This window comes from Nonomuraea sp. NPDC051941, from assembly GCF_044593615.1.
This window is the reverse complement of sequence record NZ_JBIUCF010000029.1, coordinates 1-22273: the sequence shown is the minus strand read 5'-3', so window position 1 is coordinate 22273 and position 22273 is coordinate 1. Positions and strand designations below refer to the sequence as shown.

Sequence of the window (22273 nt, the reverse complement as noted above, 5' to 3'; positions counted from 1 at the left end):
GCCTCTGCGACACGTCAAAGCGGCGCGGCAAAGCGGACAAGCCTTGCCACTCCAGGACGCCGAGACCGTTTTCATCAGTGCTCGGCTACTGCTCCGGGTCCATGATATCGGGATGGAGGGGCGAACTGTGACGGGTTCGCAAGGACTGCCAGGGCAGCCGTTTGCATGGCGGTGACCCCTGCCCTCAACGCGGGCACGGGATCGGGGCGGAAAGTCCCGGTATGCGGGCGTCCGACCAGGCCAGAGGGTGGGGCCGCGCCTACGTACCAGTAGACGGAAGGGACGCTGTAGAGGGGGAAGTCCTCGCAGGCCGAGCCGCCGGGGGCGGTGACGACCGTGCCGAGCGCGGCCTCGTGGGCCCGGCGTACCAGGGCGGTGGCGGCGCGGTCGTTCACGCCGGGCGGCACCCTGGAGACCACGATGACGCCGGCTCCCGCCGTCTCCTCCGCCAGCCGCGCGACGCGGGCGACCGCCCGGGTCACCGCGTCCTCCGTCGCGGCCCTGACCGTGATCCCCGCCTCGGCGAGGGTGGGGACGACGTTCGCGCGCTCGCCCGCGTGCAGCGTCCCCACGGTGACGATCGCCTGGTCGAACGCCGCCTGATCGAGCCGGTGGACGAGCGCGGCGACGGCCGCGACCGGATTGCACCCGACGGCTTGGCCCACGTCTCCAACGTGCCCGCCGTCTCCCGTGACGACGACGTGGAGTTCGGCGCCGGCCACGGTGGGCGGCTCCGGGTAGGCGATCAGGCCCGCGGGGAACGGCGAGACGTGCTGGGCCAGCGCCACGTCCGGGACGCCGAACCGCTCGTACAGGCCGTCGGCCAGCATCGCCGCGGCGCCCTCCAGGGTCTCCTCCGCGGGCTGGCCGATCACGAGCACCGTGCCCCGCCAGTCGTCGGAGGCGGCCAGCCGCCGGGCGGCGCCGGCCAGGCAGGCGAGGTGGAGGTCGTGACCGCAGGCGTGGGAGACCGGGACCGTCCTGCCGTCGGGGGTCGTCGCGGTGGCGGTGCTCGCGTACGACAGGCCGGTCTCCTCCTTGACGGGGAGCGCGTCCAGTTCGGCCCTGAGCATGACCGTGATCCCGTCGCCGCGGCGCAGCCTCCCGACCACCCCATGGCCGCCCACCCCGGTCGTCACCTCGTACCCGGCCGCGACCAGCCGTCCCGCCAGGCGAGCGGCCGTCCTGTCCTCCTGCCAGGACAGCTCGGGGTGGGCGTGCAGGTCGGCCCGGAAGATCGCCAGGTCACGCAGCTCGGCGGTCACAGGAGACGACCCCGGCGGCGCGGGAGACGGTTCGGGCGGGGCGGGGGATGGTTCGGCGGTCATGGGAAGGGGTGCGGGTCGGGGTTCAGGTCGGCGGGGGTCAGGGGCGCGGTGCGGTGGCCGAGCCGGTACGGCAGCTCCAGCGGACGCGTCAGACCGCGCACCCTGCGGTTGCGGTGGCCGAAGGTCATCGGGAGCGTGCCGGGGACCAGCACCTTGACGCAGGAGAAGCCGCAGGCCCGGTGCTCCGGCGTGGTCTGGTCGATGACGACGACGTCCATGCCCTCGGCGAGGAAGCGGTCCACCACCCGCGTGACGTCGAGATCGCCGGGCACGGTGAACGCCTCCATGTCGGGCAGGCGTCGCACGGCCGTGCCCTCGGTCAGGAACGAGAGCCGGTCGAAAGCGGCGTCGGCGCCGTACAGGGTGGAGTGGTCGTGCATCGTGGCCACCAGATCAGGATTTGCCACCATCTCCTGAGCTCGGTGGACCTCGTCTGGATATCGCCGAATCAGGTCGGCCAGCAGTGGCCCGAGCTCGCTCAGCGCGCCGAGCACGGCCTTCTCCGGCACCAGATGGGCCCCGGCGGCGCACACCATGCGCGGCCTGCCCGGGTCGCCGTCCTGCCGCACGCCCATCGCCCACACGCTGGGGACGCCGTGCTCCATCGTCGTGTCGTACAGCTCGACCCGGTAGCCGGTCTCCGCGGTGATCGCGGCGGCCTGGAGCGGGATGGTGCGGTCCCGTGCCGTGACGGGGTCGATCCGCGGCACCGGGAGCCGGCCGTACCAGGTCATGAGGAAGGCGTCCCGCTCGACCGTCTCCAGCAGCCCGTAGAGCAGGGCCTCGGCCATGCTGCCGCCGAGCGCGCACCCGTTCGAGATCTCGAACAGGAACGGCCGCTCCCGCCCCCGTACATAGTAATAAGCCAGGCTCTCCGGCACGAGGATCGGCGCCCGCCGGCCGAAGGAGTACCCCCACACCCAGTCGCAGACGGCGTCCTCGGTGAACGGCCGGAACGCGAACCCCTCCCTCCCGTAGGACGAGGTGTCGTGCTCGCCCAGCGTTCGCGGGTCGAGCGCGTCCGCGGCCACCTCCGCGTAGGAGGCCCGCACGCGCGTGCGCTTGCCGCCGGGCTCGACGCCGCCCCACCGTTCGAGCGCTTCGAGCACGGCGGTGACCTCGCTGGCCCGGTAGCCGCGGGTGCGGCCCACGCCGGGCTCCGAACCGCCCTCGAACCGCAGCGGCAGCATCGCCCCGGCGATCACCAGGCCGCCGAGCGTGTCCCGGACGAGGGGTCTGATCAGCCCGCATTCGCCGTCCACGTACGTGTCGAGCAGCGCGCCGTGCTCGGCCGGCACGTCCCTGACCCGGTAGCCGGGGGGTCGCGGGGCGGCGCCGGGCTCGAACACGGCGGACGCGCGGTCGTCGTCCGGCAGGCCGCCGCAGTCGGGGCAGTGGGGTTCCGGCAGGAACGTGTGGCGCTCGGCGGTGAGCGTGTGCAGGTCGACGTACCAGACGGCGCACCCGGGACCCTCGGCGGCGTGCGCGGCCAGGGCCGCGATCGTGCGGGCGGCCAGGCGGCCGAGGTACGGGGAGGCCCGCTCGGCGAGTTCGGGGCCGTGGACGGCCAGGACGGCGGCCCGATCGGCGCTGTCGGTCCTGACCCGGTTTCGGCGGGTCTCGAAGCAGGTCAGGCAGCCGGGTTCGCCGGGCCGTCGCAGCGGCCCGATGACGGCGACCCCGTACTCGACCCACACGGGCAGCCACGCGGCCCCGTCGCGCCGAGGGCCGCGCGCCCAGCCGTCGCAGGCGGTGATCGTCACCTCCTCCCGCCCGTCGCGGTCCTTCAGCGCGATCGTGATCTCCTCGGCCAGCAGGCCCGTCCCCATGACCTCAGCCATGGAGCGGCTCCGTGACGACGCGGACGACGTGCGGCATGAGCGCGTGTACCTCCCGGTCGTGATCCAGCGGAACGGCGCTGACCCGCAGCCCGGCTCCGGCCAGGGCGGCGGCGAGCTCATCTGCGCCGAGCCCGGCCGCCTCGGTGTCGACGGCAACCGGCGGCTCCTGCGCGACGGCCGGGCACAGCTCGGGCAGGGGCGCGGAGCCGGGAATGCCCTGGTACGCGGCCAGGATCCCTTCGAGCGTGGCCCGCAGCGCGGCCAAGGGCGTGACGCCCGCCGCCCGCGCCACCAGCCGCCCGCCGAGCGTCCCGGCGTACACGGGCACGCCCGACGGGCCGGTGGCGTCCAGCACCTGGTACGGCAGCCCGATCGCGTCCAGCAGCGCCGCCGAACGCGCGGTCTCGTCGTCGGCCGCCTGCGCGCCGCCCACGTCCACGGCCGGCAGCGGCCCGCCGACCCCGGCCAGCGCCGCGCAGTGGTCCAGCAATCCCGCGACCAGCGCCTCCTCGGCCGAGTAACCCGCGGCGGCCCCGGTGGCGTGCGGGTCCAGGAACACCGCGCGGGCGGGCAACAGCACCTCACCGCCCTCGACGAGCTCACGGCCGCGCACGAACGCCTCGACCCGTCCCGCCGCGACGTCGTCCACCAGCGGGTCTGCCACGAAGCGGTCATCCGCGCCGGTCAGTGGTGTCCCGTCGGCCGTGACCAGGCGGCGGGGGTCGAGGGCGAGCAGCCCGTGCACGGTGATCGCCTTCAGCGCCGCCCGGTATCGCGCGGCGGCGAAGTCCGCCCCCACGCCGATCACCCGCACTCGCGACCGTCCGAGAATCCCCATCGGATCGGCCACCGTGGTCACCGAAACGTGCAGCGGGAGCTGCCCGTACTCCCCCTCCTCGATCTCGGCGAACACCCCCGTCCGCGAGTCCATCAACCTGGCCGCCCGCCGCGAGAACTCCTCCTCGCCGAGCGGCCCCGCGCTCGCCCCCGTCCCGGGCGGCAGCGCCGCCAGGTGCGGCAGGAAGGAGTGCGTACGCGTGCCGAACCCGTCCAGATCCACCACGTGCAGACGCGGACCGCCGGACACGCGGGGCGTTCCGGACAGGCAGCGCCCCAGGTCCGCCACCACCTGCCCGGCGACCACGGCAGCGGCGACGGGTGACACGGAGACGTGCCCGGCGGTACGCGGGAAGGCCTCCATGGCCGCCAGCCGCCGCCACCCGGCCGCCCACGGCGGGACGTCGCGCCCGACGACGCCGCTCTCGCTCCACCACGCCTCACCCTCGCGCAGCAGCACGTGCGCGACGGGCAGCCCGCGCTCGGCGCTCAGCCGGTCGAGGCGCCCGGCGGCGGCCAGCCCGTCCGCGTCGGCCGCCGCGACATGCACGAGCGCCCCGCCCGACGGCTCCCCCAGCACCTCCAGCCCCAGCCTGCGCATGGCGTCGGCCAGGGCGGGCGCCAGCTCGCCGAACCGGTCCGCGTCGGCCAGCAGCGAGCACGTGGCGCCGGCCGCCACGGGCAGCACCCCCCGCTCCCCCGCGTCCTCCACCAGCCCGCGCTCGCGCAGCGTGGTCAGCAGGCTCGTCACGAACGCCCGCCGCTCGTCGGGCAGCTCCGCGGTCAGCTCGGCCACGGTCCTGCTCCCGTCGAGGTGCACGGCCAGCCGCTCCACCCACAGGTGGACGGAGGCCCCGTTCATCCGCACCACGCCTTCGCGGGTGAGGAAGGCGACACCGCCGGAGGTGGGCGCGAAGCGTACGTCGGCGGGAAGTCTGGGCTTGAAGTCGTTCAACGTGGTGCCTCCGCGGTTCCGATCATGAATTCGCCGACCGCGCACTCCTCGAGCTGGTCCCGCCCGGTCGCCTCGGCGAACGCGGCCGAGTCGCCGCTGCCGAGCCCGCAGGCCGCCAGGCCCATCGCCGTGGCCACGCAGTAGAGCGTCTGGTAGAGCACGCCCACGTGTTTGAGCGTCAGCGCGTACCCCATGCCTTCGTACTTCCACAGCAGCCGGCCGGCGCGGCTGGAGACCGCGAGCAGGACCTGGGGGCGGCGGCCGGTGGCGGCGCCGTGCCCGGCGACGGTCAGCAGCCGGCGCACGGCGGGATGGCCGGCCTCGCGTACCGGTCTGAGCACGTGGTCGTGCCCGTCGTAGTGGTACATGCCGGGTTCGAGCCCGGCCACGTTCCTGACGACGGGGTAGATCTCCAGCTCGTGGACGGACCCTCCGGAGGGGTACGGCTTGCGGGTGTACTCGACGCCGTCGGCTGTCCAGCACTCCCGCACCCTGGCCGTGCGGTACAGCAGCTCGCCGAGCAGGTCGAGGGTGATCGGGCGCGCGTCGTCGTGCTCGCGTACGGACCTGCGGCCCTCCAGCACGTCCGTGAGCGAGGGGTCCTTGAGCCGCAGCTCGTCCAGGTCGGGCGTGGGCAGCTCGATCGCCCGGCCGGGGTAGGGCCGGGGCCGTGCGGGCAGCGGATCGAACCGGCCGCGGGCCCAGAACGTCCCGCCGAACCCGTCGCCCAGGTAGCCACGGTGACCCACCCGGCTCCGATCATGGAACTCCAGCTCGTGCGGGGCCCACTGCCGGAACCGCAGCTCCCGCTCCTCGGCCCCCTCGGGCACGGCCAGCCCGGCCCACACCAGGTCGGCCAGGACCTCGCCGCCGGGCCGGACCACGTCGCCGACCAGGGCGGGGTCGTGGACGTACAGGTCGCACCAGGCGAGCGGGGAGCTGGCGACCAGCGCCTCCCCCTCGCGCCGCAGCGTGGCGAACCTGGACAGAACCGGCCGCTCCGGCACCGCCGGACGTGGCGGCGGCGGGCGCAGCGGGTCGAGCGTGTAGAGGGGCGTGCCGTCCTGGGTTTTCGTGATCTTGAGCCAGCCTCCGGCGCGCAACCGTTCGACGAGCGGTCCCCCGGCCGTGCGGGGTCCGGCGGCCAGGTCGCGGAGCAGGTCGAGCTCATCCCGCGTGAGTTCGCCGAGGGTCTCGGCGTGCGGCCAGGCGAACAGGCGGACCCCCGCGTCCAGCCGGGCCAGGTGCACTCCGGCGCGCAGCTCGTACCGTTCCCCGGTCATGAGGCCGCGGCCCGGTAGACGTCGTCGGCGGCGCTCGCGGCGAGGTGGCAGATCAGGAAGCGCTGGTCGGGCGTGAGGCCGAGCCTGGTGAGGTGGAGGTACGCGCAGTTCAGGGCCAGACGGTAGGCGGCGAAGGCGGGCGTGTCCTTCAGGGCGAGCCAGCGTTCGTCGGTCTCCAGGTGCCGGTGGAAGGGGGAGACCTCGGCGAGCGGGGGCTGGGTGGCGGGGCCGCCGGTGGCGTAGCGGAGGCTCAAGCGCCCCTCGTCGATGAGGGTTCGGCCCCGGTCGTGGGTGGCCCGGATCGTACGCAGCCACGCGCCGGGCTCTGCGGCGCCGGTCAGGGCCTTGATCCTGGTGGTGAGCGGCTCCCTGTTGCGTTCGTAGTGGGCCTGCCATTGGGCGCGGACGGCTTCCGGCAGGCGCGACAGGTACGCCTCGGCGTGCGAGCGCAGCGAGGTCCTGGCGGCGGGCAGGCCGCCCTCCGACAGGTCGTGCGCCGTGGCGACCACCAGGTCGAAGGCGATGCCCGGCAGCGGTGTGCCGGCTCTGACCCGGTCGAGGGCGTCGAACGCGGCCTCGGTGGTGTCGGCGTAGAAGTCCGCGAGGAACCGGTCGAGCTCGGTGTCGAGCCCTGGGGGTTCGGCGGCGACGGTGTTGTCGGGCGCCCATGGCAGCAGCGGCCCTTGTTCGCCTTCCAGCTCGGCCAGGCGCTCGTGCAGGGGGAGCAGCGCCTGCGGGTCGGTGGTCCCGGCGGACGGCTCGGCGGCCAGATGGCGCTCGACCGCCCGGGCGATCTTCGTGGCGTCGCCGTCCACGAAGATCCGCAGGTGCGGGCCGCGCACCCAGTGGCGCAGGAAATATCCCCGTATTTCATGCCAGGCCGGCCGGATCGCGTCCAGGATGAGGTCGTCCATCGGGCCGTCGTGATAGTCCACCCGCAGCCGCGTCCAGGTCATCCGACCCCCACCTCCGACTCCCGCGAGGCCCGGGACGCCAGGTGACGCAGCCGGGCCTCCTCCTGCACCCGGATCCCCAGCCTGTTGGCCAGCAGATGCGCGGCCAGGTCGACGGTCGCCCCCGTCCGCGCCGCGTCGAACCCCGCCGCCGCCAGCTCCTCCGCCAGCCCCGCGATCGAGGCGTACCAGGTGGCGACCACGCCACGGGGCTCACTCGGCGGAGGCCCCTGTGTCACCGTCCTGGCATGCTCGACCAGCGCCACCATCCGCTCGCGGGCCACAGGCAACCCGGCATCAGCGGGTGGACCGAACATCCTGCCCTCCCCCGCGACCTGCCAGGCGACCAGCAGCATGGTCAGCCATGCCACGCTCCGCCTCTCGTGTCCGAGCCCTGCCTCGATCAGCTGGAGTGCGATCACGCTGGAGTCGTGGAAGTGCCGCTCCACGGCGTCGAGCGAGCGGCCGGTGCCGTAGCGGTCGTGTTCCGGCCGGTACGGGATGAGGTGGGCGGAGTCGTTCGGATAGAGACGCCGTGCGTAGCCCGGGACGCCTTCGCGGGCGGCGAGGGACGCGGCGAGCCTGGCGTACTCCTCCGGGTCGATCACCGCCTGCGACGGATGCTCGCGCAGATACGCCTCGGCCCGCTCGACGACGTGCTCCGCCGGGTGGGACCTGACCCTGATCCGCAGATGCGGGCCGCCCTCCCAGTAGCGCAGGAAGAAGCCGTCGTCGCCGAGGAGCGGCCCGGCCAGGCCGCTGATCATGTCGTCGAGCGGCCCCTGCGAGAAGACGTGCACACTGACCCAGCTCATCGGCCTCCCACCTCGATCAGGTATTCGGTCACCCGCTCCGGCCCCGGGTCGGGCAGCGCCTCCTCGAAGAGCGCGAACGCGCAGCCGCGTATCTGCCGCTCGAAGTTCTTGACCAGGAACAGGTTCGCCAGGTCCAGGAAGAGCGGTTTGCGCGCCTTGTCCTGCCCTTTGTCGCCCGTCTGCTCCGGCCAGGCGCGGACGAACGATCGGTGCGGTACGCCGTACCCGTCCGCCCAGGCGATCAGCCGCGTGAGGTACGCCGCGTCGCCCTCGCCCTTCGCGCGCACCGGCAGCGTGCCCCCCGGCGCCAGCCAGCGACGCCGCTGCACCACCACTCGCCCGGCCTCGACGCGCGGATATCGGGTCACCTCCGACGGGACCCGGCCCATCCGCACCAGCGGTGGCGAGCTGGGATGGAGCAGGTAGCCGGGGCCGAAGACCCGTTCGATGAACCGCGCGGCCGGCGGCAGCCGGAACTCGGCGGCCATCCCGAGATGCAACGGCACGACCCGGCGGCCGAGCCGCTTGGAACGCAGCTCGGGCAGGCCGCTGTCCGGGCAGAGCGTCACGTGCAGGTCCGTGAGCGGCAGCCGCAGGTCGGGCGGGCGCGTGCCGGGCGAGTGGGGGTAGTCGATCTCGTATCGGGTGCTCGGCGGGCGCGCGTTGAGCGTGGAGCCCAGGTCGCCGGAGAACTCGGCGTAGACCGCACCCTCCGGGTCCTGGAGCCGGAGCGGCTCGGGGTGACCGCCGGCGCGTTCGACGAGGTGGTCGAGCCTGCGCAGGGCTCGGCCGTGCCCGCCGTGGACGACGTTGAGCACCAGGGTGTCGGCCACCGACTGCACGTAGCAGGCCGAGGAGGCGGGGATCGCGATCCAGGACGGCCACGACTCCAGCTGCGCGGCCAGCCGTTCGGGGGTGACGCGGCAGGTGCCGTCGGGGTCCTCCGCGTCCAGCGCCAGGATTCTCGCCTCGGCCCTGAGGTGCTCCAGCTCCCGGATCCTGGGGAGGGCGGAGGTGGCCGGCGGCTGGGTCCAGGCGGCCGATGAGCCGAGGAACGCGCGCAACTCCCGGCCTGCCTCGCCGGTGCCGGCCAGCTCGCGCTGGATGTGGCGGTGGAGCTTGAGGAAGGGGACGGCCGGGTCGGGGCCGTACCGGGTGGTGAGGTAGTCGGCGACCGCCAGGCGCATGGGGTGCTTGGCGTCGAAAACGGCCAGCCAGTGGCGTACGACGTCGAGATCGGCAAGCCCGCCACGCCATCGCGCCGGATCAAGCCTCGTCACGGGCTCAACGCACACCGCGACCTCATGCACCACCGGCCGCCCCACACCGCCGGCTCCCCCAGCGATGCCACCGCCACCAGCACCGCCCCAAGTGGCGCGCTCGGCAGGGGCGGCGCTCTTGGTCGTATTGGCGTCGGCGGCGGCGATCAGTTGCGCGAGTTCGTGACGGAAGGTGGACGGGTCGGTGGCGCGTTCCGTGCGCCGGAGCCCGTCCAGCAGGTCCGGGGGCGGGCCGTCGTCCGGGCGGGCCTCCAGGAGCCCGACCGTAAGCAGCTTGTCCAGAAATTTCGTGACTGCGGCAGGCTCAGCCCCCAGAGCCTCGGCGAACCGGCCCCGCCGCACCCACTCCCCGCCCTCCGCGACACGCAGGCACGCGGCCACCGCCTCCGTCACCCCGATGGACACCAGCGCCTCCCCGGGAGGCGGCCCGATGAACTCCGCCATCCCGCCCGCGACGGTGATCGACGGATTCACCCTGACCCAATCGTCCGAGAACGTCCGGACACCGTCGACCTCCAGCACCGGCACCACGCCCTCCAGGTGCCGCTCGGCACCGCCCCACACCGCCCGTCCGGTGCTGGTGAAGGTGCTGTACGGGCTGGTCTTCACGGCGGCCCTGACCAGGTACTTGGCCAGCCTGAGCAGCTTCTGCGGCTTGGGGCGCCGGGCAGGGTCCGCGAGCCATCTCTCCAGGTCGGCCGCCAACTCGCCACCGGCCAGCGCCAGCCCCCTGCGGAAGGCGGGCTCGGCCGCGGCGGCGCGCAGCCGTTCCTCCTTCTCCAGGGACTCCCGGGCGACGACCTCGGGCAGGCGGGCGCGCAGCGCGGCGCACTCGCGTGCACGCCGTACCCACTCCTCCACCTCACCCCTCAGCCCGTACGGCAGCGCCGCCCCGGCCTCGGACCCCCACTCCCGCCCGGCGGGAAGACGCCCGGTGTGCAGCGCCCGCCGCAGCCCCACGAGCGCGGGCCGGGGCCCGGACGCGCCGAGCTCTCCGATGACGTCACCGAGCGCCACGGCCAGCCGCCGCCCGTCCGCTTCCACCCGGGCGGTCTCGGCGAGCAGCCGGGTCACCAGCGCATAGGACTCGTCCCATCGCAGGGATTCCAGCTCCGCAGCCGCGACCCCGCACGTGCGGACAGCGACCGGCGGGCCGTCGTTTTCCCGCTCAATAACCGTCATTACATGAGCCCCATTCGCTTTATTGGCGCCAAAAGGCAACAGGCGCGGGCGCCGCAACAGCGGCGCCCGCGTACCGCGTCAGGCGCTCGAGCAGGAGCAGCAGATGTAGCAGAAGCAGTTACACGAAGCTCCCACTTCGGTCATGCCGTGACCAGCAGTAAGGGACTCGACCGCAACACCGTCATCGGCGAGTTCGAAGACGTCCATGGGCAGATCGCTGAGGTCCATGCGGACTCTCCTTCCGGGGGTAAACGCCCCATCGACATTCCAGGCAAACGCACGGATGTGCATCGCACGGAGGTCATCGCCTGGTATAGGAACACCCTTGCGACATCGCCGACGCTAGGTGTACATATGGAACACGGTCAAGAATCCGAACTGTCTGACTAAAATCGAAAATCGGTCAGCCAGTCAGGGAGGGGGAACCTGACTGTTGAAATCGGGGCATTTCGAATATCTTCGAAACCTCCAGCTCTGACGGGCCCAGAGCACATCTCAAACGAAAAGCCCCCTAGTCGGTAGGGAATACCGGCTTAATGCGCACCAGCTCTTACGGGGAAGGGGCCATCGAGCCATGAGCGTTGTCTCAACGCGCAGCACGGGTGCCAGGACCAGCGACGATCGCGTACGCCGGACGATGGATGTCACCAGGAGCCTGCTCCTGCGATCCGGCTACAAGCGGACGACGATGGACGAGATCGCCCGCCGGGCGGACATCGGCAAGGGCACCATCTATCTCAGCTGGGACACGAAAGACGATCTCATAAGAACGCTCGTCATTCAGGAAATTGTCGGAGTCTGCCAGGACATTTCGCGAATAGCGATGCTTCGTCCTGCCGTCGCGCAGCTCTCGGAGTTCTCTCGCGAGCTGTTCACGCTCGTGTTCAAGTATCCACTCTTCCGAGCACTCTACACCTACGACAAAGAAACGATCGGAAGAGCCTGCGACGATCCGCAGCTCGGCTTCCAGTGTTATCGCTTCACCACGTTCACGCCATTTCGCGATTATCTCCGGATGCTGCACGAGAGCGGAATGTGGGATCCGTCCCACAGTTTCGCGCTCGACGCCCTGCTTTCCGGTTTCATCAAACTTCATCTGCATGCCGAGATCGCCGGCGCGCGACCCGATCTTGCGGCCCACGCCGACAGCCTGGCCGGTCTCATCAGGAGCTCTTTCGAACCTGCCGACCAGGTCCCGGCCGCAGAGCTGACCGATCCCGCCCGCCGTACCGTCGAGATCTTCGACGGCGCCGCGGCGAAATACCGGGCGAAACTCATCCCCCAACCCCTGGCCGCCTCCGTCTGAGGAGTCAATTGTGAACGAGACACACGTCCCGCCGGACCCGACGATGACGATGCCGGTCGACTCCCGGCCGCGTATCAAGGACGGCGGCCAGACCCTCCTCAAGTGGCTCGGCACGATGCGGGACGAACAACCGGTCTGGCGCGACGCATTCGGCATCTTCCACGTTTTCCGGCATGCGGCCGTACAGCGGGTGATGTCGGACTATGCGACGTTCTCCTCTGACATCAACCGGCTCCGGCCCGGCGGCGATCCGTTCAGCGCGGGCAGCCTGATGCTCACCGACCCGCCGGAGCACCGAAAGCTCCGCAAACTCGTCAGCCAGGCGTTCACCCCGAAAATGTCCTCGGACATGGTGCCGCGGATCGCCGAGCTCACCACGGCGCTGCTGGACGAGATCGACGAGGACGAGTTCGACCTGGTCGAGAAGATCGCGCACCCGCTGCCCGTGATGGTGATCGCCGAGCTGCTCGGCATCCCGATCCACGACCGCGAGCTGTTCCGCACCTGGGCCGATCGGCTGGTCGCGCTGCACGTCGAAGACCCGCGGGACATCGAGATCGGGCGGATGGTCGGCCAGGCCATGCGCGAAATGGGGGAATACGTCCTCACCCACGTACGCGAGCGCCGTACCCGTCCGCAGGACGACCTGGTCAGCCGGCTGGTCGCGGCCGAGGTGGACGGCGACCGGCTCACCGACGCCGAGATCGTCAACTCCTCCTGCCTGCTGCTGCTCGCCGGACAGATCACCAGCACCATGGCGCTGGGGAACGCGTTCCTGTGCTTCCGTGACGAGCCCGGCGTGGAGAGCGCCGTACGGGCCGACCGGGAGCTGATCGCACCGGCCTTCGAGGAGGTGCTCAGGCTGCGCCCGCCGCTCACCCAGGCGGCCAGGCTCCCCACGGCCGACGTCGAGATCGACGGCACGCCGATCCCGGCCGGTTCCATGGTCATCAACTGGCTGCTGTCCGCGAACTACGACGAGCGCCAGTTCCCCGACCCGTACCGGCTCGACCCCGGTCGCCAGCCCAACCGCCAGTACGCCTTCGGCCACGGCATCCACTTCTGTCTGGGCGCGCCGCTGGCGAGGGTGGAGGGGAAGGTGGCGCTGGACCTGGTGTTCGACCGGTTCGAGCAGGTCGAGATCGACCCTGACGCGGAGCTGTCGTACTACGAGGACCCCATGTTCGGCGTCAAGAGCCTGCCGGTACGCGTCAAGCGGGCGCCGCGATGACCGCCCCCGTGGGACCGCCGTCGGTCACCGACGGCGGGACGTCCCTGTTCGCCTGGCTGCGCCAGATGCGCGACAGGCATCCGGTCTGGCGGGATTCCTATGGGATGTACCACGTCTTCCGCTACGACGACGTACGCGCCGTTCTGGCGGACCACGAGCGGTTCTCCTCCGACCGGACCAGGCTGATGGGACGGCAGCCGTTCGGCCAGGGCGGCATCACGATGATCGACCCGCCCGAACACCGCCACCAGCGCCGGCTGATCACCGCGGCCTTCACCCCGGGCTCCATCGCGGCCCTCGAACCACGCATCGCCGCGATCACCGACGAGCTCCTCGACGCGCTGCCCGGCCCCGACTTCGACCTGGTCGAGAGCCTGGCCTATCCCCTGCCCGTCACCGTGGTCGCCGAGCTGCTCGGCGTCCCGCCGTCCGACCGCGACCTGTTCCGCACCTGGTCGGACCGGCTCATGTCGCTCCAGGTGCCCGACTTCGCCGACCCGTCGCTGGCCGGGCGGGTGGCGGCGGCCATGGCGGAGATGAACGACTACCTGCGCGAGCACTGCGCGGACCGCCGTACCCGTCCCAGGGACGACCTGCTCACCCGCCTCGTCCACGCCGAGATCGACGGCGAGCGGCTCGACGCGGAGCAGGTCGTCAACACCGCGAGCCTGCTCCTCCTGGCCGGACACGTCACCACCACCGTGCTGATCGGCAACACCGTGCTCTGCCTCGCGGACACCCCCGAGGCCACCCACCGGATAAGAGCTGACATGTCGCTCATCCCCCAGGCGCTGGAGGAGAGCATGCGCCTGCGCTCGCCGTTCATGCAGGCGGGCAGGGTGACCACGCAGGACGTACGGGTGGCCGGCGAGACCATCCCGGCCAACAGGTTCGTCATGGCCTGGCTCCTGTCCGCCAACCACGACGAACGCCACTTCGCCGACCCCGAACGCTTCGACCTGGACCGGCAGCTCACCGGCCAGCTCGCGTTCGGCCACGGCGTGCACTTCTGCCTGGGCGCCCAGCTCGGGCGCCTGGAGGGCCGCATCGCGCTGGAGCGCCTGCTGAGCCGCTTCACCGAGCTCCGTCCCGAAAAGCGCTCCTTCTACGAGAGCCAGATCTTCGGCGTCAGGGAGATGCACGTGAGAGGTTCCTCATGACCAAGCCCCTGCTGATCTACGCGAACGTCCCCTTCTGCAACTCCAAGTGCCACTTCTGCGACTGGGTGGTCCAGGTCCCCGTACGCGACCTGCGGCTCGGCGAGCAGAGCCCCGGCCGCGTCGCGTACCTGGAGGCCATCAAGACCCAGATCCGCGTCCAGGCTCCCGCCTTGCGCGAGCACTACCACCCCGACATCGTCTACTGGGGCGGCGGCACGGCCAGCATCCTCGGCCCTCACGAAATCGAGTCCCTGTACGGCACGCTGTCCGCCGAGTTCGGCCTGAGCACGGTCAGGGAGGCCACGATCGAGGGCAGCCCGGAATCCCTCGACCGGGACAAACTACGCCTCCTGCGCGGACTCGGCTTCAACCGGATCAGCATCGGCGTCCAGTCCTTCGACGATGCGCGCCTGCGCCGCCTCGGCCGCGCCCACGCCGCCGACCAGGCCCTCACCGCCGTCCAGGACGCCCACGAGGCCGGCTTCACCAACATCAACATCGACCTGATCGTCGGCTTCCCCGGGCAGACCGGCCAGGAGGTCGCCGACTCGGTCCGTACGGCCCTGACCCTGCCCATCAACCACTTCTCGATCTACCCCTACCGGGCCAGCCCCGGCACGGTGCTGCGCAAGCAGGTCCACCGGGGCGCCCAGCTGGACCTCAACCTCCAGCTCCAGGCGTACGGCATCGCCAGGGAGCTGCTGGAAGGGGCAGGCTTCCCCGAATACGCCATGTCCTACTTCGGCCACCCACGCTGCCAGTCGGACGAGGCGTACTACCAGCTCCGGACGGACTGGATCGGCTTCGGCTCGGGCGCCAACTCCCTGATCGGCCGCCGCTACCTGAGCTACGAGAAGGGCAAGCTGGCCCACTACAACGCCAACCCGCTGGCCTTCGACGTCAACGCCCCGGCCCACTCCCCACAGCTCACCCTCCACTTCCTGTCGCAGGCGCTGACGACCGCCGAGGGCCTGGACGCCCGCCTCTACCAGGAACGCACCGGCGTCCCCCTCCGCACGGCCTGCTCCGACCCCGAGGTGATGGCGTACCTGGAGCGCATGAACGAGCACGGCCGGGTCATCGTCGACCGCAACGGCATCCGCCTCCACCGCGACGACATCGCCCAGATCTTCATCGCCCTCAACTGGATCACCACCCCGGACACCACTGCCAACGAGGTGATCCCCCTGACTCCCTCACCCACATAACCCCCCACGACCGCAACCGGTGCGGGACGTGCGGTGGGTGGGCTGGGAGCCACGGAGCCGGTCAAGCGGGCGCCGTCGCGGCGGTCAGCCGGTGAAGGGTCAGAGGCCGTCTCCTGGAGGGCCAGCAGCCCCGTACGGCGAGTGGCGCCCACCGTGCACCGCCGTACCAGATGATCTTGAGCCCGCCACACCGAACGGGCACGGAAAGCAGCGCGCCCGGGCCCCCGTAATCGGGAGCCCGGGCGCGTCACCCGGCGACTAGAAGAACATCACCGGTTGTACTGACCGAAGTCGTACTCCTCCAGCGGAACCGCCTCGCCACTGCCAGTCCCGAAGGTGTAGTCGGCGGCGGAGCCGTCGTAGCCACCCACGGTGTACATGGCCGCCTTGGCCTCCTCGGTCGGCTCCACCCGGATGTTCCGGTACTGGGGCATGCCCGTGCCGGCCGGGATGAGCTTACCGATGATGACGTTCTCCTTCAGGCCCAGCAGCGAGTCGGACTTGGCGTGGATCGCCGCGTCCGTCAGCACCCTGGTCGTCTCCTGGAAGGAGGCCGCCGACAGCCACGACTCGGTGGCCAGCGACGCCTTGGTGATGCCCATGAGGACCGGACGGCCGGCGGCCGGCGAGCCGCCCTCCGCCACCGTCTCGCGGTTCATCAGCTCGAAGCGCGGCCGCTCCACGAGCTCGCCGGGCAGCAGGTCGGTGTCACCGGACTCGAGCACGTTCACGCGCTTGAGCATCTGCCGCACGATGATCTCGATGTGCTTGTCGTGGATGGACACACCCTGCGACCGGTAGACCTGCTGGACCTCCGCCACGAGGTGCAGCTGCACGGCCCGCGGGCCGAGGATGCGCAGCACCTCGTTGGGGTTGACCGCACCGGCGACGAGCTGCTGCCCGACCGTGATCCGCTGACCATCCTGCACGAGCAGGCGCGAACGCATCGACACCGGGTAGGCGATCTCTTCCGAGCCGTCGTCCGGAGTGATGACGATCTTCCGGGTCTTGTCGGTCTCGTCGATGCGAGCCCGGCCCTCGGCCTCGGAGATCGGGGCGACACCCTTGGGGATGCGCGCCTCGAACAGCTCCGTGACACGGGGCAGACCGTGGGTGATGTCGGCGCCGGCCACACCACCGGTGTGGAACGTACGCATGGTCAGCTGCGTGCCAGGCTCACCGATCGACTGGGCGGCGATGATGCCGACCGCCTCGCCGACGTCCACGAGCTTGCCGGTGGCCAGCGAGCGGCCGTAGCAGGTCGCGCAGACACCGATCTTGGCCTCGCAGACGAGCGCGCTGCGGGTGCGGACGGTCTCGATGCCGGCCTGGACCAGCGCGGTGACGTGGTTGTCGTTGATGTCGACACCCGCCGCCGCGATGACCTTGCCGTCGACCTCGACGTCCTCGGCCAGGATGCGGCCGTGCACGTTGGACTCGGCGTTCTCGGCCTTGACCAGGTTGCCCGACGCGTCGCGCTCGCCGACGTGCAGCGGGACGGCGCGGTCGGTGCCGCAGTCGATCTCGCGCACGATGACGTCCTGCGCCACGTCCACCAGACGACGGGTCAGGTAGCCCGAGTCGGCGGTACGCAGGGCGGTGTCGGCCAGACCCTTCCGCTGACCGTGGGTGGAGATGAAGTACTCCAGCACCGACAGGCCCTCGCGGAACGAGGCCTTGATCGGCCGCGGGATCGTCTCACCCTTGGTGTTGGACACCAGGCCACGGATGCCGGCGATCTGCCGGACCTGCATCTTGTTACCACGGGCGCCGGAGTTGACCATCATCCAGACCGGGTTGGTCGCCGGGAAGGCGTTGACCATGTCGGTCTCGACGTCGGCCGTCGCGTGCGTCCAGATCTCGATGAGCTCCTGACGGCGCTCCTCGTCGGTGATCAGACCGCGCTCGTACTCCCGCTGGACCTTGTCGGCCCGGCGCTCGTAGTTTTCCATGATGTCGGTCTTGTTCGGCGGCGCGACGACGTCCTCGATCGAGATCGTGACACCGGAGCGCGTCGCCCAGCGGAAGCCGGCGTCCTTGAGCGCGTCGAGCGAAGCGGCGACCTCGATCTTGGGGTAGGTCTCCGCCAGCTCGTTCACGATCGTGGACAGCTGCTTCTTGCCGACCTGGAAGTCGACGAACGGGTAGCTGTCGGGCAGCGTCAGGTTGAACAGGCACCGGCCGAACGTGGTCTCCAGCCGGATCGGGTCACCCTGCTCCCAGCCCTCGGGCGCAACCCAGTCGCGCGGCGGCAGGATGTCCTTCATCCGGAGCTGGATCTTCGCCTGAATCTCCAGCTCGCGGCGGTCGAAGGCCATCTGCGCCTCGGCGATCGAGCCGAACACGCGGCCCTCGCCGATCGCGCCTTCCTTCTGGGTGGTCAGCCAGTAGAGGCCGATGACCATGTCCTGGGTGGGCATCGTCACGGGCTTGCCGTCGGCCGGCTTGAGGATGTTGTTGGTCGAGAGCATCAGGATGCGTGCCTCGGCCTGGGCCTCAGCCGACAGCGGCAGGTGCACGGCCATCTGGTCGCCGTCGAAGTCCGCGTTGAACGCGGTGCAGACGAGCGGGTGGATCTGGATGGCCTTGCCCTCGACCAGCTGCGGCTCGAACGCCTGGATGCCCAGACGGTGGAGCGTCGGAGCGCGGTTGAGCAGCACCGGGTGCTCGGTGATGACCTCTTCGAGCACGTCCCACACCACGGGGCGGGCGCGCTCGACCATCCGCTTGGCCGACTTGATGTTCTGCGCGTGGTTGAGGTCCACGAGCCGCTTCATCACGAACGGCTTGAACAGCTCCAGCGCCATCTGCTTGGGCAGACCGCACTGGTGCAGCTTGAGCTGCGGGCCGACGACGATGACCGAACGGCCGGAGTAGTCGACTCGCTTGCCCAGCAGGTTCTGACGGAAACGACCCTGCTTACCCTTGAGCATGTCGCTCAGGGACTTCAGCGGCCTGTTGCCGGGACCGGTGACCGGGCGACCGCGACGGCCGTTGTCGAACAGCGCGTCGACGGCCTCCTGCAGCATCCGCTTCTCGTTGTTCACGATGATCTCGGGCGCGCCGAGGTCGAGCAGACGCTTGAGGCGGTTGTTCCGGTTGATGACCCGGCGGTAGAGGTCGTTGAGGTCGGAGGTCGCGAACCGGCCACCGTCGAGCTGCACCATCGGGCGCAGGTCCGGCGGGATGACCGGGATGCAGTCGAGCACCATGCCGCGCGGCGAGTTGGTGGTGTTGAGGAACGCCGACACCACCTTGAGCCGCTTGAGCGCGCGGGCCTTCTTCTGGCCCTTGCCGCTGCGGATCGTCTCGCGCAGGTTCTCAGACTCGACGTCGAGGTCGAAGCTGATCAGGCGGTCCTGGATCGCCTGCGCGCCCATGCCGCCCTTGAAGTAGCGGCCGAAGCGGTCGCGCATCTCGCGGTAGAGCAGCTCGTCGCCCTCGAGGTCCTGGACCTTGAGGCTCTTGAAGCGGCTCCAGACCTCGTCGAGCCGGTCCAGCTCGCGCTGGGCCCGGTCGCGGAGCTGACGCATCTCGCGCTCGGCGCCCTCGCGGACCTTGCGGCGCTGGTCGCCCTTGGCCCCGGCGGCCTCGAGCTCGGCCAGGTCGGCCTCGAGCTTCTTCTGCCGGGTCTCGACGTCGGCGTCACGGCGCTGCTCGATGTGCTGCCGCTCGACGGAGATCTTCGCCTCCAGCGAGGGCAGGTCACGCTCACGCATCTCGGTGTCGACATGCGTGATCATGTAGGCCGCGAAGTAGATGACCTTCTCCAGGTCCTTCGGGGCCAGGTCGAGCAGGTAGCCGAGGCGCGACGGGACGCCCTTGAAGTACCAGATGTGCGTGACCGGCGCGGCCAGCTCGATGTGGCCCATCCGCTCACGACGCACCTTGGCGCGAGTCACCTCGACGCCACAGCGCTCACAGATGATGCCCTTGAAGCGGACGCGCTTGTACTTGCCGCAGTAGCACTCCCAGTCGCGGGTCGGACCGAAGATCTTCTCGCAGAAGAGCCCGTCCTTTTCCGGCTTGAGGGTGCGGTAGTTGATGGTCTCGGGCTTCTTGACCTCGCCGTGCGACCACTGACGGATGTCGTCGGCCGTCGCGAGGCCGATCCTGAGCTCGTCGAAGAAGTTGACGTCCAGCATTTTGTGCGATCTCCCCCTCAGACTTCTTCCACGCTGCTCGGCTCACGCCGGGACAGATCGATGCCGAGCTCTTCCGCCGCGCGGAAGACGTCCTCGTCCGTGTCGCGCATCTCGATGGACATGCCGTCGCTGGAGAGCACCTCGACGTTGAGGCACAGCGACTGCATTTCCTTGATGAGGACCTTGAAGGACTCCGGAATGCCCGGCTCGGGAATGTTCTCGCCCTTGACGATGGCCTCGTAGACCTTCACCCGGCCGAGAACGTCGTCGGACTTGATGGTCAGCAGCTCCTGCAGGGCGTAGGCGGCGCCGTACGCCTCCAGCGCCCACACCTCCATCTCACCGAATCGCTGACCACCGAACTGCGCCTTACCACCCAGCGGCTGCTGGGTGATCATCGAGTACGGACCCGTCGAACGCGCGTGGATCTTGTCGTCGACCAGGTGCAGCAGCTTGAGGATGTAGATGTAGCCGACCGAGATGGGATACGGGAACGGCTCACCGGAACGGCCGTCGAACAGCTGCGCCTTGCCGCTGCGCTGCACCATCCGGTCACCGTCGCGGTTGGCGATGGTGTTGTCGAGGAGACCGACGATCTCCTCCTCGTGGGCGCCGTCGAAGACCGGCGTGGCCATGTTGGTGCGCGGGGCCACCTTCTCGAAGCCCTTGTCACGCAGCCGCTCGGCCCAGGCCTCGGCGACGCCGGAGATGTCCCAGCCGCGGGCGGCGATCCACCCCAGGTGGGTCTCCAGCACCTGGCCGACGTTCATCCGGCCGGGCACGCCCAGCGGGTTGAGGATGATGTCGACCGGCGTGCCGTCCTCCAGGAACGGCATGTCCTCCACGGGCAGGATCTTGGAGATGACGCCCTTGTTGCCGTGCCGACCGGCCAGCTTGTCACCGTCGGTGATCTTGCGCTTCTGGGCCACGTAGACGCGGACCAGCTCGTTCACGCCCGGCGGCAGCTCGTCGCCCTCCTCGCGGGAGAACACCCGAACGCCGATGACCTTGCCCTGCTCGCCGTGCGGCACCTTCAGCGAAGTGTCACGAACTTCGCGGGCCTTCTCACCGAAGATCGCGCGCAGCAGCCGCTCCTCCGGCGTCAGCTCGGTCTCACCCTTGGGCGTGACCTTGCCGACCAGGATGTCACCGGGGACGACCTCGGCGCCGATGCGGATGATGCCGCGCTCGTCGAGGTCGGCCAGGACCTCCTCGGAGACGTTCGGGATGTCCCGGGTGATCTCCTCGGGGCCCAGCTTGGTGTCGCGGGCGTCGACCTCGTGCTCCTCGATGTGGATCGAGGAGAGCACGTCGTCCTGCACCAGTCGCTGGGACAGGATGATCGCGTCTTCGTAGTTGTGGCCCTCCCACGGCATGAACGCCACCAGGAGGTTCTTGCCCAGCGCCATCTCGCCCTGGTCGGTGCAGGGACCGTCGGCGATGACCTGGTTGACCTCGACCCGGTCGCCCTCGGCGACGATGGGCTTCTGGTTGAACGAGGTGCCCTGGTTGGAGCGCTTGAACTTGGCGACACGGTAGGTGGTGCGCGTGCCGTCGTCGTTCATGACGGTGATGTAGTCGGCGGAGACCTCCTCGACCACACCGGCCTTCTCGGCGTTGATGACGTCGCCGGCGTCGGTCGCGGCACGGTATTCCATGCCGGTGCCGACCAGCGGCGACTCGCTCTTCAGCAGCGGCACGGACTGCCTCTGCATGTTGGAGCCCATGAGCGCGCGGTTGGCGTCGTCATGCTCGAGGAAGGGGATCATCGCGGTGGCCACCGACACCATCTGGCGCGGCGACACGTCGATGTAGTCGACCTCCTCGGCCCGCATGAGCTCGGTCTCACCGCCCTTGGTGCGGACCAGGACGCGAGGCTCGGCGAACGAGCCGTCGGCGTTGAGCACCGTGTTGGCCTGCGCCTTGACGTAGCGGTCTTCCTCGTCGGCCGTGAGGTAGTCGACCTGCTCGGTGACCTTGCCGTCGACGACCTTGCGGTAAGGCGTCTCGACGAACCCGAAGGCGTTGATCCGGCCGTAGGAGGCCAGCGAGCCGATGAGGCCGATGTTCGGGCCTTCAGGGGTCTCGATCGGACACATCCGGCCGTAGTGGGACGGGTGCACGTCACGGACCTCGAAGCCGGCCCGCTCACGGGACAGACCACCGGGACCCAGCGCGGACAGACGCCGCTTGTGCGTCAGGCCGGCCAGCGGGTTGGTCTGGTCCATGAACTGCGACAGCTGCGAGGTGCCGAAGAACTCCTTGATCGACGCCACGACCGGGCGGATGTTGATCAGGGTCTGCGGCGTGATCGCCTCGACGTCCTGCGTGGTCATACGCTCGCGAACGACGCGCTCCATGCGGGCCAGGCCCAGGCGGACCTGGTTCTGGATGAGCTCGCCGACACTGCGCAGACGACGGTTGCCGAAGTGGTCGATGTCGTCGACCTCGACGATGATCTCGCGGTCGTTGGCACCCGGCATCGACTCCTCGCCCGCGTGCAGGCGGACGATGTACTCGATCGTGGCGACGATGTCGTCCTCGGTCAGGGTGCCCTGCGAGATCTCCGAGTCGACCCCGAGCTTCTTGTTGATCTTGTAACGACCGACCTTGGCCAGGTCGTACCGCTTGGGGTTGAAATAGAGGTTCTCCAGCAGGGTCTGCGCCGACTCCTTGGTCGGCGGCTCACCCGGCCGCAGCTTGCGGTAGATGTCCAGCAGCGCGTCATCCTGGCCGGCCGTGTGGTCCT

General features: G+C 70.3%; 14 protein-coding genes. 4 read left to right on the top strand and 10 right to left on the bottom strand.

Annotated features, from left to right (window positions below; translation table 11 throughout):
• Positions 1-74 precede the first annotated feature (74 nt).
• From ACIHFD_RS38970 to ACIHFD_RS38935, 8 genes are all read right to left on the bottom strand, one after another.
• The gene (locus ACIHFD_RS38970) at positions 75-1265 is read right to left on the bottom strand and encodes an amidohydrolase (RefSeq protein WP_397371251.1); all 1191 of its coding nucleotides are present in this window, start codon (positions 1263-1265) and stop codon (positions 75-77) included.
• Positions 1266-1324: 59 nt separating this feature from the next.
• Positions 1325-3169, bottom strand: coding sequence for a TOMM precursor leader peptide-binding protein (locus ACIHFD_RS38965; RefSeq protein WP_397371250.1), 1845 nt, complete (start codon positions 3167-3169; stop codon positions 1325-1327).
• Entirely contained in the window at positions 3162-4961 is a 1800-nt protein-coding gene (locus ACIHFD_RS38960) for a YcaO-like family protein (RefSeq protein ID WP_397371249.1), read from the bottom strand. The genes ACIHFD_RS38965 and ACIHFD_RS38960 overlap by 8 nt, the downstream gene beginning before the upstream one ends.
• A complete protein-coding gene (locus ACIHFD_RS38955) occupies positions 4958-6244 on the bottom strand; it encodes a SagB family peptide dehydrogenase (protein WP_397371248.1) in 1287 nt (428 codons plus the stop codon). Before ACIHFD_RS38955 ends, ACIHFD_RS38960 begins: the two co-directional genes overlap by 4 nt.
• The gene (locus tag ACIHFD_RS38950) at positions 6241-7200 is read right to left on the bottom strand and encodes a lantibiotic dehydratase C-terminal domain-containing protein (RefSeq protein ID WP_397371247.1); all 960 of its coding nucleotides are present in this window, start codon (positions 7198-7200) and stop codon (positions 6241-6243) included. The genes ACIHFD_RS38955 and ACIHFD_RS38950 overlap by 4 nt, the downstream gene beginning before the upstream one ends.
• A complete protein-coding gene (locus ACIHFD_RS38945; protein WP_397371246.1) occupies positions 7197-8012 on the bottom strand; it encodes a lantibiotic dehydratase C-terminal domain-containing protein in 816 nt (271 codons plus the stop codon). The genes ACIHFD_RS38950 and ACIHFD_RS38945 overlap by 4 nt, the downstream gene beginning before the upstream one ends.
• A complete protein-coding gene (locus tag ACIHFD_RS38940; RefSeq protein ID WP_397371245.1) occupies positions 8009-10474 on the bottom strand; it encodes a lantibiotic dehydratase in 2466 nt (821 codons plus the stop codon). The genes ACIHFD_RS38945 and ACIHFD_RS38940 overlap by 4 nt, the downstream gene beginning before the upstream one ends.
• 78 nt (positions 10475-10552) lie before the next feature.
• Positions 10553-10702 (bottom strand): thiomuracin/GE37468 family thiazolyl RiPP peptide, encoded by a 150-nt coding sequence (locus tag ACIHFD_RS38935; protein WP_185070599.1) that lies wholly within the window; start codon positions 10700-10702, stop codon positions 10553-10555.
• A gap of 346 nt (positions 10703-11048) precedes the next feature.
• On the opposite strand from ACIHFD_RS38935, the gene ACIHFD_RS38930 reads away from it, so the two are divergent.
• The 4 genes from ACIHFD_RS38930 to ACIHFD_RS38915 are packed head-to-tail and all read left to right on the top strand — an operon-like array spanning position 11049 to position 15379.
• A complete protein-coding gene (locus tag ACIHFD_RS38930) occupies positions 11049-11780 on the top strand; it encodes a TetR/AcrR family transcriptional regulator (protein WP_397371244.1) in 732 nt (243 codons plus the stop codon).
• A 10-nt stretch (positions 11781-11790) separates the two neighbouring features.
• Positions 11791-13011: a cytochrome P450 gene (locus ACIHFD_RS38925; protein WP_397371243.1), complete on the top strand. Its 1221-nt coding sequence runs from the start codon at positions 11791-11793 to the stop codon at positions 13009-13011.
• Positions 13008-14171, top strand: a complete 1164-nt coding sequence (locus ACIHFD_RS38920) for a cytochrome P450 (RefSeq protein ID WP_397371242.1) — start codon at positions 13008-13010, stop codon at positions 14169-14171. The genes ACIHFD_RS38925 and ACIHFD_RS38920 overlap by 4 nt, the downstream gene beginning before the upstream one ends.
• Positions 14168-15379 (top strand): coproporphyrinogen-III oxidase family protein, encoded by a 1212-nt coding sequence (locus tag ACIHFD_RS38915; protein WP_397371241.1) that lies wholly within the window; start codon positions 14168-14170, stop codon positions 15377-15379. Before ACIHFD_RS38920 ends, ACIHFD_RS38915 begins: the two co-directional genes overlap by 4 nt.
• 269 nt (positions 15380-15648) lie before the next feature.
• On the opposite strand, the gene ACIHFD_RS38910 is transcribed toward ACIHFD_RS38915, so the two are convergent.
• Both ACIHFD_RS38910 and rpoB read right to left on the bottom strand, forming a co-directional pair.
• Positions 15649-19524 (bottom strand): DNA-directed RNA polymerase subunit beta', encoded by a 3876-nt coding sequence (locus tag ACIHFD_RS38910; RefSeq protein WP_397371240.1) that lies wholly within the window; start codon positions 19522-19524, stop codon positions 15649-15651.
• A 17-nt stretch (positions 19525-19541) separates the two neighbouring features.
• Positions 19542-22273: DNA-directed RNA polymerase subunit beta (gene rpoB / locus ACIHFD_RS38905; protein WP_397371239.1), on the bottom strand; the 2732-nt coding region annotated here is incomplete at its 5' end.